The 14,412-nt window shown below is 68.8% G+C and carries 15 protein-coding genes, 1 tRNA gene and 1 pseudogene; 8 read left to right on the top strand and 9 right to left on the bottom strand.

Annotation, left to right across the window (positions count from 1 at the left end; genetic code table 11):
* Positions 1 to 53 precede the first annotated feature (53 nt).
* Positions 54 to 341: pseudogene (locus HT134_RS48135) on the bottom strand (hypothetical protein); the annotation flags it as partial.
* A 92-nt stretch (positions 342 to 433) separates the two neighbouring features.
* On the opposite strand from HT134_RS48135, the gene HT134_RS22825 reads away from it, so the two are divergent.
* Positions 434 to 1,030 carry a TetR/AcrR family transcriptional regulator gene (locus HT134_RS22825; protein ID WP_175602476.1) on the top strand — a complete coding sequence of 199 codons (597 nt, stop codon included), beginning with the start codon at positions 434 to 436 and terminating at the stop codon, positions 1,028 to 1,030.
* Between the two features lie 488 nt (positions 1,031 to 1,518).
* Here HT134_RS22825 and HT134_RS22830 read toward each other — a convergent pair whose 3' ends face one another.
* Positions 1,519 to 1,761 carry a hypothetical protein gene (locus HT134_RS22830; RefSeq protein WP_175602477.1) on the bottom strand — a complete coding sequence of 81 codons (243 nt, stop codon included), beginning with the start codon at positions 1,759 to 1,761 and terminating at the stop codon, positions 1,519 to 1,521.
* Between the two features lie 289 nt (positions 1,762 to 2,050).
* Here HT134_RS22830 and HT134_RS22835 point away from each other — a divergent pair, with 289 nt between their 5' ends.
* The 4 genes from HT134_RS22835 (at position 2,051) to HT134_RS22845 (ending at position 5,340) form a co-directional block, all read left to right on the top strand.
* Positions 2,051 to 2,377 carry a hypothetical protein gene (locus tag HT134_RS22835; RefSeq protein WP_175602478.1) on the top strand — a complete coding sequence of 109 codons (327 nt, stop codon included), beginning with the start codon at positions 2,051 to 2,053 and terminating at the stop codon, positions 2,375 to 2,377.
* 725 nt (positions 2,378 to 3,102) lie between these two features.
* Complete coding sequence (locus HT134_RS22840; protein WP_175602479.1) at positions 3,103 to 4,422, top strand: hypothetical protein; 1,320 nt, start codon at positions 3,103 to 3,105, stop codon at positions 4,420 to 4,422.
* A gap of 103 nt (positions 4,423 to 4,525) precedes the next feature.
* The gene (locus HT134_RS44775; protein ID WP_217708210.1) at positions 4,526 to 4,900 is read left to right on the top strand and encodes a helix-turn-helix domain-containing protein; all 375 of its coding nucleotides are present in this window, start codon (positions 4,526 to 4,528) and stop codon (positions 4,898 to 4,900) included.
* Positions 4,864 to 5,340: a tyrosine-type recombinase/integrase gene (locus tag HT134_RS22845; RefSeq protein WP_312888374.1), complete on the top strand. Its 477-nt coding sequence runs from the start codon at positions 4,864 to 4,866 to the stop codon at positions 5,338 to 5,340. The genes HT134_RS44775 and HT134_RS22845 overlap by 37 nt, the downstream gene beginning before the upstream one ends.
* Here HT134_RS22845 and HT134_RS22850 read toward each other — a convergent pair.
* From HT134_RS22850 to HT134_RS22880, 7 genes are all read right to left on the bottom strand, one after another.
* Positions 5,297 to 5,371, bottom strand: a tRNA-Val gene (locus HT134_RS22850). The two genes, HT134_RS22845 and HT134_RS22850, sit on opposite strands and share 44 nt — an antisense overlap.
* A gap of 17 nt (positions 5,372 to 5,388) precedes the next feature.
* The gene (locus tag HT134_RS22855; protein ID WP_312888337.1) at positions 5,389 to 6,345 is read right to left on the bottom strand and encodes an ROK family protein; all 957 of its coding nucleotides are present in this window, start codon (positions 6,343 to 6,345) and stop codon (positions 5,389 to 5,391) included.
* A 144-nt stretch (positions 6,346 to 6,489) separates the two neighbouring features.
* Positions 6,490 to 6,798: a hypothetical protein gene (locus HT134_RS22860; protein WP_175602480.1), complete on the bottom strand. Its 309-nt coding sequence runs from the start codon at positions 6,796 to 6,798 to the stop codon at positions 6,490 to 6,492.
* Positions 6,799 to 6,809: 11 nt separating this feature from the next.
* Positions 6,810 to 7,271: a peroxiredoxin gene (locus HT134_RS22865; protein WP_175602687.1), complete on the bottom strand. Its 462-nt coding sequence runs from the start codon at positions 7,269 to 7,271 to the stop codon at positions 6,810 to 6,812.
* Between the two features lie 30 nt (positions 7,272 to 7,301).
* Entirely contained in the window at positions 7,302 to 7,730 is a 429-nt protein-coding gene (locus HT134_RS22870) for a DUF3052 domain-containing protein (protein ID WP_175602481.1), read from the bottom strand.
* Positions 7,731 to 7,846: 116 nt separating this feature from the next.
* On the bottom strand, positions 7,847 to 8,254 hold the full coding sequence (locus tag HT134_RS22875; RefSeq protein WP_175602482.1) for a secondary thiamine-phosphate synthase enzyme YjbQ: 408 nt from the start codon (positions 8,252 to 8,254) through the stop codon (positions 7,847 to 7,849).
* A 9-nt stretch (positions 8,255 to 8,263) separates the two neighbouring features.
* A complete protein-coding gene (locus HT134_RS22880) occupies positions 8,264 to 8,446 on the bottom strand; it encodes a DUF1918 domain-containing protein (RefSeq protein ID WP_175602483.1) in 183 nt (60 codons plus the stop codon).
* A gap of 723 nt (positions 8,447 to 9,169) precedes the next feature.
* On the opposite strand from HT134_RS22880, the gene aceE reads away from it, so the two are divergent.
* From aceE to HT134_RS22895, 3 genes are all read left to right on the top strand, one after another.
* The gene (gene aceE, locus HT134_RS22885) at positions 9,170 to 11,917 is read left to right on the top strand and encodes a pyruvate dehydrogenase (acetyl-transferring), homodimeric type (RefSeq protein WP_175602484.1); all 2,748 of its coding nucleotides are present in this window, start codon (positions 9,170 to 9,172) and stop codon (positions 11,915 to 11,917) included.
* Positions 11,918 to 12,049: 132 nt separating this feature from the next.
* Positions 12,050 to 13,546, top strand: a complete 1,497-nt coding sequence (locus tag HT134_RS22890) for an alpha/beta hydrolase (protein WP_175602485.1) — start codon at positions 12,050 to 12,052, stop codon at positions 13,544 to 13,546.
* Positions 13,547 to 13,572: 26 nt separating this feature from the next.
* Positions 13,573 to 14,337, top strand: a complete 765-nt coding sequence (locus HT134_RS22895; protein WP_175602486.1) for a maleylpyruvate isomerase family mycothiol-dependent enzyme — start codon at positions 13,573 to 13,575, stop codon at positions 14,335 to 14,337.
* Positions 14,338 to 14,412: the final 75 nt, after the last annotated feature.

Here is a 14,412-nt window from a genome sequence, read left to right on the forward strand (position 1 = left end):
ATCGCGGTGACGAAACCGCCGTCGATCCCGCCGGTGTCGCGAACGGTGGTGAAGCCGGCGTCGAGCATCGCGCCGGCCGTGGCGAAGATGTCCGCCGCGATCTCGGTGGCGCTTGTCTGAAACGAGAAGTGCGGCCGGATCGGGCTCGACAGGCCCAGGTGGACGTGAGCGTCGATCAGGCCGGGCGTCATCGTCAATCCCTCGGCATCGAGACGCTCGCCGTGCCCGCTGGAGGAACCGACTTGGGTGATGCGGCCGTTCTCGACAGTGATATCGAGGTTGCCGGGATCGCGCCCCGATCCGTCGATGACCGCCGCGCCGACTACACGAGCAGGTCCCATGGTCGATCCTCCGCCGTTGCGAGCTGACTGCGACCATGTGCGAAGCGACACGGGACCGCCGATCGTTCTTTTCCAATGGATAAACTGCGGGAGTGATCCTGTCAAACTCGGAACGCAGGGGCAGCGCCCGCGGGCGACTCCTGGCACGGCTTCTCGACGCCTTCGGCGACGCTCTTCCCCCGCCGGAGATGTCGCTCCGCGAGATCGCCGTCCGGATCGAGACCAGCCACGCCCTGTTGCGATACCACTTCGGGTCACTCTCGGGCGTCTTGGCCGCCATGCTCAAGGCGCAGCGATCCCGTGACAACGAGGCACTCCTGGAGGCCGCCCAGCAGGGCACCTTCGACGACTTCGTCGTGGCGATCTGGCGTGCTTACACCCGGCCAGAGCAACTGTCGCGTGCCCGCGGCTTCTTCTACGTTGTCGGACTGGCCGCGTACGGCCCCGAGGACTTCCGTGAGTTCGTAGAGTCGATCGGCGACCTGACCGTGATGCTGTCCTCACTCGCGGAACGCGAAGGGCTCGACACGAAGGAAGCGCGGGATCTGGCCACTGTCACCATCGCCGCGATTCGCGGCCTCCTCTTGCAGGAAGTCCTGACTCCCGGAACCCGCTCGGAGGACGCGGTCACCTTGATCCTGCGCATGAGAGAGGGCCGATCCGTTCCACGATCACGTCCGGAGCGTTAAGCAGGCCCCCGGCCCTTGCCGCCGCCCCACACGATCCCTCGCACCCTGTCTGCGGACGCTCTGACAAGCAGCCTCGACCATCGGTCGCCCTACCTCTCCACGTGCTAACCGAATAGTCGGTGTGCGCGAGGGAAGAGCCTGCTCGTCATAGCTGCAGGGGGCAGTATGCGCGACGAATACCCGGCACCGCGATGCCTCCCGACATGGGGAGGCATCAGCCGCTGGAGCCTCGGCGCAGCATCGAGCCCACTGCCAAGATGGGCATCGTGGGCGACAGCTGCCGGGCGGAGCCCGGCCCTCGGGAAAGGCGTCCGAGCGGAGCGAGGGCCGTGGTGTGCGGGCGGGCGTCGGACGGCCCACCCGGGAGGTGGGCAACGGGTGGGTGCGCGCTCCCGCTCGACGTCGACAGCCGCTCAATCGTGCCTGCCACGCCGTACCACCTCAATTGAATGGCACGCTTATGGCACGCCTCGAGGTTAAAAGGACATTCACCGGCTACGGATGGCCGCCTCGATGCGTAGAACCAGTCCCGTGAGCGCGACGAGCATAAAGACACCGAGTATCTGCCACGTAGGCTCACCATCGCCGATCAGGAGTGCCCCGCCGCACAGTGCTCCGCCGAGAACGAGAAGCGCCGTGCCGTACGTGCTGATTGTTTCGGTCTCGACGTGATCGTCACTTGGCTTCTTCTGCCTCGCGGGTTCATCCGATTCAGCCACGGCGGAGAGCATTCCACGTTGATCCTTGATGCGGAAGCCCCGCCCGCCCGCGGCTCCTCTGCCCGATCTTCCCGTCTGTCTCGTCCACCTGCACAGGCAGCGGGCCAGGGGTCGGAGCTCCCTGCTGGAAGAACGCGCTTGGCCCCTGGCCCTTGGACTGCTGGGCCATGCCTGGACGTGGAAGACAGGAAGATCGAGCATCGCCGGGCGCCAGTTTCCGCGCGCCGGTTCATCGCGATCAGTTCGGAGCCGAGACCCGCCGGAGGCATGGCCATGCCGATCGATGCCAGGATGGCGAATCATGGACGATCTTCATCCCTATGACGATAACGAGCCGATCATTGCGCCGGTGGAGCGGTGGCGGCGTGATCGTGCTGGGGCGCTGGAAGCGGCAGGGACGATCTTGACGATGGAGGGGCCGTTCGAGGCAGGCGGCATGGATCCCGTCTACATCCTCCGGTTGGAGCAGCCTCCGACGGAGATCGATGTCGCCGTTTTCCGGGGCGGCATCCTGGACGTGACCCGGGTCAACTGGGACGACCTGTCACTTGCTCAGGAAGGAGTTCAGGTCTCGACAGCGGATGAGCTGATAGCGGCGTTGGATCGCGTCGCCGGTTGCCGGCGGTGACGTGCCGGCTGTCGGCACCACAGCTCGGTGCGACACGAGGGCGGGCGGCGCTGTTCCCCACCACGCCCGCGGGAGCGCATGGGCAAGGAGCAGCCGTTGGAGCCTCGGCGCAGCATCGAGCCCACTGATCAGATGGTCATCATGGGCGACAGCTGCCGGGCGCAGCCCGGCCCTCGGGAAAGGCGTCCGAGCGGAGCGAGGGCCATGGTGTGCGGGTGGGCGTCGGACGGCCCACCCGGGAGGTGGGCAACGGGTGGGTGTGCAGGGTGGGCGGTACTGGGTTCGAACCAGTGACCCCTCGCTTGTAAGTCAACCCAGAAAGGGGCGGGACCAGCACCGGAACCCGCCCTGACCTGGGCGTGCGGTCCACCGTTGTCCACCGCCGTCCGGGCTCGTTCATGGCGATTGTCACCCAGATAGTCACTCACGACGACCATGCTTGCGATCAGCCGCGAGGCAGCGTCAACGCCTCCGCATGCGCGGACGGTGCTCCGGGGGTACGTCATTGGCGGTGATCTTTTCCTTGCCATAGACGATGCCGCACCAGCCCCTCACAGGTACAACTGCATGGTGCACATCGATCGCGATATCTCGCTGGGATGATCAGAAGTGGGACGGCGCTGGGCGCCCTGGGGTCGTTGCTGGACAGGTCGCTCGTACAGATCAGTGAGGCGTCAGCGGACGCACGAACGTACGACCGGCAAGCGATCTACGAGGTCGCGGACATGTGGGACAACAACACCTTTCCTCTGTTCCATGCTGCGACCGCCTTCACCTCCATTGGGCGGGAACGGCGTGCCCGCGCTGCCCTCACATGGATGGCCGATCTCGGATCGGAGCGGCGAAGCTGGATGGTCGAGCAGGCCGCGGCGGCGGGGCACCCACTGGAGCGGTTACTGCCGCCACCGGTAGCGAAGCCTCTCCACACCAGGGACTACCGAGGGCAGGTAAGTCCCCCGTTCATGCCGCTGACCGCCGAGGCTGCGCTTGAGCTTGGAACCGACTACGACTTTGCCGCCGCCGAGGTCCGCACCCTACTGATCGAACGTGTCGGCACACGACTGACCGGGTCACTCGTCCTGTCCGCCCCGCGCCGCTACGACGGTGGCCTACAGGCGGCAGATCCGCCCGAGTTGAACCTGTGGCTGGAGGACGTCACCGACGTAAACTTCGACTCCGACGACCGGGTGGGAGCCGCCCTGCATAGCGGGGCGGAGGGGATAGTGATTGGCGTCGGCGCGAGCGGAGAGCTACGCGCGACCAGCGGCACCGCCTACCCCGATGACCGGTCCTGGCATCTTTCCACCGCGGGCCGGGCCGCCGACCAGCGGACCCCACCCCGTGAGGAACAAACTCGCCGCACACCTGAGCGACGGCGACCATACCCAGAGGGCGCGGTCCTGGTCGCCGCCAGGATCTTGCACAGCGTGATGCTGGAGATCCGCATGGTCCGCTACGCCCACCTCGCCGATCGGATTCCCGTACGGATGCTCGCGAGCGCACTCGCTGGCGCGGATGCAGACATCCTGGCCGCAGGCGCCCACCGAGGTAGTCGCCGCGAGAAGGCATTCCGTAACCTGACCGAGACCTGGATCAAGAAGGGTGGCTCCGCCCTGGCGCCCTGGTTTATCGGTGAACTACGTCGCGTCATCCGCGAGGAGCGGCTCCCGGACGCCACCAAAGCATGGATCGAAGGAATCACCACACCAGAGGCGAAGCACCCGCGCCTCGTCACGGCATCGGCTCTCGACCTGCCCCCAGAAGGTGAGCTCCGGCTCGCCAAGTACACGACCGCACACACCCGTCACGAGACGCCACAAGACCCCGCCGCCGTCATAGTTCTAGCCCACACTGAACAGGACTCCCCGAATCGGCCTTGGCGGCTCCGCGCTCTCAAGGTTGAAGATGTGAGCCGGTTCCGATTGCGGACCGATGCATTCGACGGCCCACACGAATTGCGGACCGTCGAGGAGACAATCAGCGTGGAGTCCCTGAAGCTCGGCCGCGACGCCCTCGATGTTCACGGGAGAAAAGCCCGGCCTTGACGCGCCAGCGGGCTGAGACGCTCTCGCGCCCTCCTCGCCCTGTTCCCAGGGGCAGGTTTCGAGATCACGCGACGCTTGAGCGTGCCGTCTTTAGCATGGATTCGTGGCCACGATAGGCGAACGCATCCGCAGCGTCCGGAAGCGGCGGGGCCTGACTCAGCAGGGCCTTGCCGACCTTGCCGGCGTGTCTGCCTCGCTCATCCGGAAGCTTGAGCAGGACGCGCGGAGAGACGTGCGGCTGGAAACGCTGCGCAAGATCGCGGTTGCCCTCAAGGTGCCAACAACCTCGCTGATGATCCGGCACGATGCGGAGCCAGCCGACGAGCAGACTCTCGACCTGTGGGGGCCAGTACGGCGGGCGCTGTACGGCCTCGAAGGTCCGCCCTTGGATGCGCCGACCCGAGAAGGACTGGGCTCAGCCCTGGAAGCGTCGATGCCGCTGTGGAAGCAGGATCGCTATTCGCAGATCGCGGCCTAAAGCTGCCCCGTCTGTGCGTCGACGTCCTACGCGCCCTGGCCGACGAACAGACCTCCACCGAATCCGATCTCGCCTTCCGCACAAAGAACGGAACGGCGCTCACCGCGCACAACGTACGGCGCGACTTCCGCAAGATCCTCGACGACGCCGATCTCCCCGGCAAGGACTGGTCCCCTCGGGAGATGCGGCACAGCTTCGTCTCGCTGCTGTCGGACTCCGGCGTACCGATCGAGGACATCTCCCGCCTCGTCGGCCGCCGGAACACCGTGGTCACCGAGACCGTCTACCGCAAGCAGATCCGCCCGTGCTCATGCAGGGCGCGGAGAAGATGGACAGCCTCTTCGAGGCATAGTCACTCGGTCCGCGAAAACAAGATCGGCAACACGCCGTTTCACCTGGTGGGCGGTACTGGGTTCGAACCAGTGACCCCTCGCTTGTAAGGCGAGTGCTCTACCGCTGAGCTAACCGCCCCTGATCGGCACTACACCTTACGACACCAACGGCTGGGATCGCACATCAAGAACCCAGCCCGGACCCAGTTCGGGGCGGCCGGCGGCGCGCCAGCCCAGGAGTGAGGCCCCGAGCATGCCGGCGTCCACGCCCAGGGCCGCCGGGTGCAGGGGTGGTGCGGCGCGGAAGGCGAGGCGCTTGACGAGGCGGGTGCGGACCGGGTCGAAGAGCGCCGGACCGGCCTCGGCCAGGCCGCCGCCCAGCACGATCATGGTGGGGTCCAGCAGCAGCGTGTACGTGGCCAGGGCCAGCGACAGGGCCTCCACGGCCTCGTCCCACACCTCGATGGCCACCGGGTCGTCCGAGGCGACCACCTGCTCGGCCCGTATGCCTTCCAGGCCCGAGCGCTGGCTGTAGCGCCGGCCGACCGAGGCGGCCGAGGCGTACGTCTCCAGGCAGCCGAACTGGCCGCACGCGCACTGCTCCCCGTCCGGGAAGACCGGGATGTGCCCGATCTCGCCGCCCCAGCCGGAGGCGCCTCCGTACGGCTCGCCGTGCAGGATCATGGCGCCGGCGATGCCGGTGCCGATCGGCAGGAACAGGAAGTCCGAAACGCCGCGCCCCGCTCCGAGGACGCTCTCCGCGAGCCCTCCCGTGCGGACGTCGTGGCCGAGCAGGACGGGGACGTCCAGCGGCGTGAACGCGGTGGCCGGGACGTCGCTCCAGCCGAGGTTGGCGGCGTACAGGGCGGTGTCCTCGGAGACCAGCCCGGGAACGACCAGGCCGACCCCTGCCGGGTTGCCGTCGCCCGAGTCCGCCAGGTGGCCGATGAAGTCGCGGATCGCCGCCACGACCGCCTCAGGCCCCTCCGAGACCGGAGTGGGGCGTCGCTCGCTCAACAGCACCGCGCCGGACTCGCTGACGAGGCCGCCCTTCATGGACGTGCCACCGACGTCGAGCGCTACGACGAACGAACTGCTCCTAGGTTCGGACACGGTACGAGACGATAGCGCAGCTCAGTAAATGTCTGGAAAGGGGTCTCCGAGGCTTCTTCAGCCTCGCGTCCCATCTTGTCCAAGTTTCTGAAGGCTTGTCCCAGTCGGGCCGACCCTCTCAGAATGCCGGTCCGCCTCAGGGGCTCAGGCGCGGCCCAGGACCCGGTTCAGGGCCGCCTCGACCTCCGCCGACAGCCCCGGCGGGGCCCCCGAACCCGCGAAGGCCCTGGCCCGGGCCATCCGCACCGCCCCGCAGGCCCGGCACTCCACCTCGCCCAGGCGGCAGATGAGCGCCGTGGACCCGCACGTACGGCAGGAGTCGAGATCGAGGTCGTGCAGGCGCTGGCAGTCAGGGCAGATGAGCACCTGGGACTCCCGGCGTACCCCGCGCTTCCACGGGCTGGCGCCCTTGACGGGGTCGGTCTGCCGGGCCCCGCAGCGGTAGCAGGGCATGGTGTCCTCCGTTACGAGATGTCGGCGAGTGCCTTCACGTAGGCGGCGACGTCACGTGCGGTGCCGGCCGGGTTGACCACCGACCACCGGATCACGCCCTCACCGTCGATGATGAAGGTGCCACGCCGCGCGATGCCTTTCGCATCGTCGAAGACACCGTACGCCCGGGCGACCTGTCCGTGTGGCCAGAAGTCGGAGAGCAGGGGAAAACCGTAACCCTCCTGGTCCGCCCAGGCACGGTGGGTGAACAGGGAGTCGACCGAGACGGTGAGGATCTGCGCGTCGACGTCGAGATCGCGCAGGGCGGCCAGCTCGCTCTGGCAGACCCCGCTGAAGGCGAGCGGGTAGAAGACCAGCACGACCTTCCCGCCCCGGAAGCCGGACAGCCTCACGGGCGTGCCGTGCTGGTCCTGAAGCTCGAAGTCCGGAGCCACGGCACCCACCGCGGCAGGATGTTGCGTCACGGCACTCATCCTGCCGTATCCGGCCGGCACTGGTGCTCCCTAGCGTCGCCCCTTGGGCGAGACGAGCCTGGTCCCCGACCAGTCGGGGGCGGCGGAGATGCTGCTGGTCTGCGAGAGACCCGCGGTCGCGGCGTCCTCCCCGATGTCGCTCGGCTCCACGTGGCCGTCACGTCCGGCCTTCGGAGTCAGCAGCCAGATCTGGCCGCCTTCGGCGAGACCTCGCATGGCGTCGCTCAGGACGTCGAACAGGTCCCCGTCGCCGTCACGCCACCACAGCAGCACCACGTCGACGACGTCGTCGGTGTCCTCGTCCAACAGCTCGTTGCCGGTCAGGTTCTCGATGGACTCGCGAAGCTTCTCGTCGACGTCCTCGTCCCAACCGATCTCCTGCACCACCTGACCCGGCTTGAGGCCGAGTCGTTCGGCCAGGCCGCGCTCGCCCTGCGCCTGACCCGCGGTCGCGCTCACGTTTATCCCTCCTGCTTGAGTGGCCCCGCTTGTGCGGTTATCGCTTCGGGACAGTCCACACGCTGTGACCCTCAGTCGTCAACGGTCGCCACGGGTACGGCCGTAGGCGGCCATAATTAATCGGACAAAAATGACAGTCGAACCTGGCGCTGCGGGTTGTCGACATTGAGGTCGACGAGGGCGATCGACTGCCAGGTGCCCAGCGCCAGCCGGCCGCCGACCACCGGGACGGTGGCGTACGGCGGGATGAGCGCCGGCATCACGTGCGACCTGCCGTGACCGCGCGAACCGTGGGCGTGACGCCACCGGTCGTCGGCCGGCAGCAGCTCGCGCAGCGCCGCGAGCAGGTCGTCGTCGCTGCCCGACCCCAGCTCCATCAGGACCACGCCGGCGGTCGCGTGCGGGACGAAGACGTGCAGCAGTCCGTCCTCGCCCTGTTCGCGCACGAAGTCCGCGCAGGCCGGCGTTATGTCGTGCACCGTCTCGCGCGAGCCCGTGGCCACGGAGATGATCTGGGATCTCACACGTGAATTCTACTGAGGCACGATGACCGCATCCGGGCCGGGAAACACCAGGCCGGTGTGCCCGTCGTCGAACCGCACGATGTACGGGGGGCCTCCGTTCGCCCCGTGGACCTCCACGATGACTCCCCCGTGATCGATTTCTCCGACGACGTTCCCGTGCACAAGGAGCCGATCGCCTACCGTCGCGTTCATATCTCCACATTCGTACGGTGGCCGCCAAACGAAAAGGGGGATGTCCGGCTCCCACCACGAGGTCAGGAAAAATCATGACCGAACCGTTACGCTGCTCGGACGCCCGGGGCCGTCCCCGCGGACGACACGCCCGGCGTTGTCGGTTCGGGGTCTTCGGTCATCCCGCACGTATCTCCTCACGGTCCGCGTCTCCTCACGGTCCGCGTCTCCTCACGGTCCGCGGGTTTCCGGAAGCGTGGGCGCCGCATCGCCGGACACGCGCGGGATCATCGCGGCGATCACCGAAACACTCGGGCGCGCCCGATCGCGCGGGCGCGCCGTGGGATCCGGCAAGGACTGTCCGTGCTCGCGCGGCGACACCCGCGCGGCGGCGCGGCGAAGGCGGCAGCGCTCCCCTCCACGATCGCCGTACCTGCTCCGGCGGCTAGACTCGCGCGGCGTGCGGGCCGCCCCGCCCCCCGCGGGTGACGGTGTCCACCCTTCGGGGGATACTCCACACATGAGGGCGAAATTTCCCAGGTTTTCCCGACTTGTTAAATTGGCCGCCCAATGTAACCTTGGCCCTTGATTCGTCCTACCATCGGTGGTCTAGGCCACCACTAGCCGCCCTGCCAGCAGGGACGTCCTGGTTACCGGCCAGTAGAGATGCACTTTCTACGGCGAACGACCAGGATGGAAGGCGACCCAGACCAGACATCCGTCATCCTCGGAAGGCGAGACCCAGTGGCTTCCGGACGCCAGCGTTTCTCGATCATCAGCGACGGCCTACCCAGCCAGTTGCCTGATGTCGACCCCAGCGAGACCAACGAGTGGCTCGAGTCCCTCGACAACGTCGTCAAGACCGAGGGCCGCACGAGGGCCCGTTATCTCATGCTCCGCATGCTGGAGCGCGCCCGCGAGCACCAGGTCGGCGTGCCTGGCCTGCGCAGTACCGACTACATCAACACGATCCCGCCGGAGCGCGAGCCGTGGTTCCCGGGTGACGAGCACGTCGAGCGCCGCATCCGTGCCTACATCCGCTGGAACGCCGCGATCATGGTGTCCCGCGCCAACGCGCGCACCAACGTCGGCGGCCACATCGCCACCTACGCCTCCGCCGCGTCCCTGTACGAGGTGGGCTTCAACCACTTCTTCCGCGGCAAGGACCACGGCGAGTCCGGCGACCAGGTCTTCTTCCAGGGCCACGCCGCGCCCGGCATCTACGCCCGCGCCTTCCTGGAGGGCCGCCTCAACGAGGCGCAGCTCGACGCGTTCCGGCAGGAGCTGTCGCACGGCTTCCACGGCCTGCCCTCCTACCCGCACCCGCGCCTGATGCCGGACTTCTGGGAGTTCCCCACGGTGTCGATGGGTCTGGGCCCGATCGGCGCCATCTACCAGGCGCGGTTCAACCGCTACCTGCTCAACCGGCAGATCAAGGACACCAGCCGCAGCCACGTCTGGGCGTTCCTCGGCGACGGCGAGATGGACGAGCCCGAGTCGCTCGGCGCCATCGGCGTGGCGGCCCGTGAGGAGCTCGACAACCTCACCTTCGTCATCAACTGCAACCTGCAGCGCCTCGACGGCCCGGTACGCGGCAACGGCAAGATCATCCAGGAGCTGGAGTCCTACTTCCGCGGCGCCGGCTGGAACGTCATCAAGGTCGTCTGGGGCCGCGACTGGGACCCGCTGCTGGCCGCCGACGTCGACGGCGTGCTGGTCAACCAGATGAACACCACCCCCGACGGCCAGTTCCAGACCTACTCGGTCGAGTCGGGCGCCTACATCCGCGAGAACTTCTTCGGCGGCGACCCGCGCCTGCGCAAGATGGTCGAGCACCTGACCGACGACGACATCCGCAAGCTGTCGCGCGGCGGCCACGACTACCGCAAGGTCTACGCCGCGTTCAAGGCGGCCCGCGAGCACGTCGGCCAGCCGACCGTCATCCTCGCCCAGACCATCAAGGGCTGGACCCTGGGCAAGGACTTCGAGGCGCGCAACGCCACCCACCAGATGAAGAAGCTCACCAAGGCCGAGCTGAAGGAGTTCCGCGACCGGCTCTACCTGCCGATCCCGGACTCGGCCCTGGAGGGCGACCTGCCCCCGTACTTCCACCCGGGCGAGAACGACCCCGAGATCGAGTACATGAAGGAGCGCCGCGCGGCGCTGGGCGGCGTGCTGCCCAAGCGCGTGGTGCGGGCCAAGCCGGTCAAGCTGCCCGGCGACGACGTCTACAAGACGTTCGGCAAGGGCTCGGGCAAGCAGCAGGTGGCCACCACCATGGCGTTCGTGCGCCTGCTGAAGGACCTCATGCGCGACAAGGAGATCGGCCACCGGTTCGTGCCGATCATCCCCGACGAGGCGCGCACGTTCGGTCTCGACGCGATGTTCCCCACGGCGAAGATCTACTCGCCGCACGGCCAGACGTACGAGGCCGTCGACCGCGAGCTGCTGCTGTCGTACAAGGAGGCCGTGCAGGGCCAGATCCTGCACGAGGGCATCAGCGAGTCGGGCTCGATGGCCTCGACGATCGCCGCCGGCACCTCGTACGCCACGCACGGCGAGCACATGATCCCGATCTACATCTTCTACTCGATGTTCGGCTGGCAGCGCACCGGCGACCAGATGTGGCAGCTCGGCGACCAGATGGGCCGCGGCTTCCTGCTCGGCGCCACGGCCGGCCGCACGACGCTGAACGGCGAGGGCCTGCAGCACGAGGACGGCCACACGCCGCTCATCGCCTCGACCAACCCGGCCGCGGTCTCGTACGACCCGTCGTGGGCGTTCGAGGTGGCGCACATCGTCAAGGACGGCCTGCGCCGCATGTACGGCGACCAGCCCGAGGACGTCTTCTACTACCTGACCGTCTACAACGAGCCCTACCTGCAGCCGGCCGAGCCGGCCGGGATCGACGTGGACGGCCTGCTCAAGGGCCTGTACAAGTTCTCCGACGGCCCGCAGACGCAGGGCCCGAAGGCCAACATCCTCGCCTCCGGCGTGGCGGGCCCGTGGGCCGTGGAGGCGCAGCGGATGCTGGCCGAGGACTGGGGCGTGTCGGCCGACGTCTGGTCGGCCACGTCGTGGAGCGAGCTGCGCCGCGACGCGCTCGCCTGCGACGAGCACAACCTGCTCAACCCGGACGCCGAGCCGCGCGTGCCGTACGTGACCCGGGCGCTGTCGCAGGCGCAGGGGCCGTTCGTGGGCGTCAGCGACTACATGAAGGCCGTGCAGGACCAGATCGCCCAGTGGGTCCCGGGTGACTGGTCGTCGCTGGGCACCGACGGGTTCGGCCTGTCCGACACCCGCTCGGCGCTGCGCCGCCACTTCCACGTCGACGCGGCGTCGATCACGCTGGCCGTGCTCACGAGCCTGGTCAAGCGCGGCGAGCTCAACGGCGAGGTGCTGCGCGAGGCGATCGCCCGCTACCACCTCAAGAACGGCGTGACCGAGGCCGGCGGCGCCGAGAGCAACGACACGCAGTCGATGGGCGTCTGACCCGGCGCGCACGACCACGACAGGCGGTGTGAGGCGACGCGTTCCCGACGGGCGCGGCGCCTCACACCGTTCCTGGTGGAGTCTCACGTATTGTGGGCACTACTTCCCCCTGAGAGTCGAGGGGGAGCTTTCATGCGTCATGTCCTGGCCGTGACCGCCGCGCTGGCCGTGTCCGCCACCGCCTGCGCGGGCACGGCGAAACCCGACACCGATCCCAAGGGCGCCGTACCGCCCATCGTGTGGGGGCCGTGCACGGACATCAAACGGCCGGGCGGCCAGACCCCGGCGCAGCAGGACTCCTCCGTCAGGTGCGCCAAGCTCGCCGTGCCGCTCGACTACAACAACCCCGGCGGCGACACGATCCAGCTCGCGCTCATCAAGATCGCGGCCACCGGCAAGCACCGCCTCGGCTCGCTCGTGTTCAACTTCGGCGGTCCCGGCGGATCCGGCGTGGACACCCTCGACCAGGCCGCCAAGCAGTTCGAGTCGCTGCGCGGCCGCTACGACCTCGTCAGCTTCGACCCCCGCGGCGTCGAGCGCAGCGCGGGCGTGCGCTGCGGCTCCGACGCCGACATGGACCGCTGGGTGTCGCTCAACACGCTGCCGCTCACCGAGCAGACCCGCCTGGCCGGGCAGGCCGCCAACAAGGAGTTCGCCCGGCTCTGCCAGCGCGACGCCGGCCGGGTCCTGCCGTACGTGGGCACCGTGAACGCCGCCCGCGACATGGACCGGCTGCGGGTCGCGCTCAAGGACCCCAAGCTCAACTACTTCGGCATGTCGTACGGCACGCAGCTCGGCGCCGTGTACGCCACCCTGTTCCCGAAGAACGTCGGCCGGATGGTGCTCGACGCCCCGCTCGACCCGTCGATCACGTTCTCGGAGCGCACGATCGCGCAGACGCGCGGCTTCCAGCGGGAGTACGAGACCTTCCTGAAGGACTGCGTGAAGGAGGGCTGCGACTTCGGCAAGTCGGTCAAGGCCGCCAACGCCAACGTCGACCAGCTCATGAACCGCCTCGTCACCCGGCCGCTCACCGTGGACGGCCGGCAGCTCACCCAGGGCCTGGCCTCCACGGGCGTGGCCGCCGCCCTGTACTCGGAGCTGTCGTGGCCGTTCCTGGAGAAGGCGATCGCCGCGGCGATCAAGGGACGGGGCGAGGCGCTGATGTTCCTGGCCGACTCCTACACCGGGCGTGACCAGCGTGGTCACTACAGCACCCAGATGTCCAGCTTCCCGGCCATCACCTGCGTGGACTCCGCCGAGCGGCCCGACGACGCGCAGCTGCGCCGCACGTGGGAGCGCTCGACCGGGATCTCGCCGCTGTTCGGCGGCGAGGGCTCGGGCGGGCTGTGCCGGTTCTGGCCGGTGCCGGGCAGCGACCAGGCGCGGCGCGTGAACGCCGCCGGGTCTGGTCCGATCCTCGTGGTGGGCGGCAAGGGCGACCCGGCCACGCCGTACCAGTGGGCGCCGCGCCTGACCAAGGAGCTGGGGACCGCGCGGCTGCTGACGTACGAGGGCGAGGGGCACGGCGCGTACACGTCGGGCAACCGCTGCATCCAGCGCCGGATCGACGCCTACCTGCTCAGCGGCAAGCTCCCGGCCCGGGGCTCCGTCTGCGAGGCGACCTGAGCGGCCCCCCGTCTAGGCTCGGGACCGTGACCGACTATCCCACGCTGATCGAGGGTGAGGCGGCCCGGCTCGTCGAGCTGGCGAGCGGCGCCGACCCCGGCACGCCGGTGCCCGCCTGTCCCGGATGGACCGTCGCCGACCTGATCACCCACGTCGGCACCACGCACCGGTGGGTGACCCACATCCTGCGCGACCGGGTCCAGGAACGGATCTGGTCGCGGCAGGTGCCCAACGGCCTGCCCGAGGGCGCGAGCGGCGACCCGGCCTGGCTGGCGCGGGGCGCCGCCGAGCTGCTGGACACGCTGCGGGCCACCGACCCGGCCACGCGGGTGTGGTCGTGGGGCGGCGACCAGTCGGCGGCGTACTGGGCGCGGCGGATGACGTTCGAGCTGCTGGTCCACCGGATCGACGCCGAGCTCGCCCTGGGCGTCGAGCCGTCGGTGCCCGTGGCGGCGGCGCTGGACGGCGTCGAGGAGCTCCTCGGCAACCTGCCGCACGCCGCCTGGATCACCCGCCGCCTGGCCGGGCTCGGCGCGGAGGGCGCCACGATCCACCTGCACGCCACCGACCCGCCGGCGGGCTCGCCGGAGGGCACGGGCGAGTGGACCGTCACCCAGGGCCCCGAGGGCGTGATCACCTGGACGCGCGGCCACGCCAAGGCCGACGCGGCCGTCCGCGGCACCGCGCGTGACCTGCTGCTCATGCTGTACGGCAGGCGCTTCGCCCCCGCGCTGACCGTCTTCGGCGACCGCCCCTTCCTGGACCGCTGGCTCGCCGCGGCCGCCTTCTGACCGCATCCTTGAGTGAGGCGAACAGGGCCCTGGACGCGCCGCCGCTCGGCGGTCGGCGGCGAGTCCAGGGACGGG

The organism is Nonomuraea rhodomycinica (assembly GCF_013363995.1).
Classification (GTDB): Bacteria; Actinomycetota; Actinomycetes; order Streptosporangiales; family Streptosporangiaceae; genus Nonomuraea; species Nonomuraea rhodomycinica.

What these genes read in the sequence shown, in the direction of transcription:
- HT134_RS22830 (WP_175602477.1), bottom strand. Translation starts at nt 1,761, where the DNA reads ATGCTCTCCGCCGTGGCTGAATCGGATGAACCCGCGAGGCAGAAGAAG.
- HT134_RS22835 (WP_175602478.1), top strand. Translation starts at nt 2,051, where the DNA reads ATGGACGATCTTCATCCCTATGACGATAACGAGCCGATCATTGCGCCG.
- HT134_RS22840 (WP_175602479.1), top strand. Translation starts at nt 3,103, where the DNA reads ATGTGGGACAACAACACCTTTCCTCTGTTCCATGCTGCGACCGCCTTC.
- HT134_RS22860 (WP_175602480.1), bottom strand. Translation starts at nt 6,798, where the DNA reads ATGCCCTGCTACCGCTGCGGGGCCCGGCAGACCGACCCCGTCAAGGGC.
- HT134_RS22865 (WP_175602687.1), bottom strand. Translation starts at nt 7,271, where the DNA reads ATGAGTGCCGTGACGCAACATCCTGCCGCGGTGGGTGCCGTGGCTCCG.
- HT134_RS22880 (WP_175602483.1), bottom strand. Translation starts at nt 8,446, where the DNA reads ATGAACGCGACGGTAGGCGATCGGCTCCTTGTGCACGGGAACGTCGTC.
- HT134_RS22890 (WP_175602485.1), top strand. Translation starts at nt 12,050, where the DNA reads ATGCGTCATGTCCTGGCCGTGACCGCCGCGCTGGCCGTGTCCGCCACC.